The organism is Martinezella lusitana (assembly GCF_010668395.1).
Taxonomy (GTDB): Bacteria; Pseudomonadota; Alphaproteobacteria; order Rhizobiales; family Rhizobiaceae; genus Rhizobium; species Rhizobium lusitanum_A.
This window is the reverse complement of the sequence record NZ_WUEY01000083.1, coordinates 1-437: the sequence shown is the minus strand read 5'-3', so window position 1 is coordinate 437 and position 437 is coordinate 1. Positions and strand designations below refer to the sequence as shown.

The 437-nt window shown below is 72.3% G+C and carries 1 protein-coding gene; it reads right to left on the bottom strand.

The window, feature by feature from the left end:
* Positions 1–184: 184 nt before the first annotated feature.
* Positions 185–437 (bottom strand): hypothetical protein (locus tag GR212_RS36630; protein ID WP_204326928.1); only part of this gene is annotated, 253 nt, incomplete at its 5' end.

Below are 437 nucleotides of genomic sequence, written 5' to 3'. Positions count from 1 at the left end.
GAATTGCCATGGCCCGAATCCGTCCCCTCATCCGCTGGTGCAGCCTCTCGCTGGCCGCCCTGATCGCCGCCTGCGGGGGCGGAGGCGGAGGTTCGTCCGACGGCAGCAACCCGCCGAACCCGAACACGCCCACCACCCCGACGAGTGTCGCCGTGAGCTTCGCGGCACCGGAGGCGGAAAACGTCTACAGCGTGGGTTCGGCCCTGTCGCTCAGCGCCCAGGTCACGGTGAATGGCGCGGCCGCGGCGGATGGACCGCCCGTGAGCTTCTCGGCGCCGCCCGGCACGTTCTCGGCCAGCGGCACCACCCGGTCGGGCGTGGCCACGGTCGCGTTCAACGGCACCACGCCGGGCCGCCAGCAGCTCAGCGCCTCGGTCTCGGTATCTTCGGGCTCGTCGGCTGCCGCCACCGCGACGGCCACACGCATCGTGTACCTG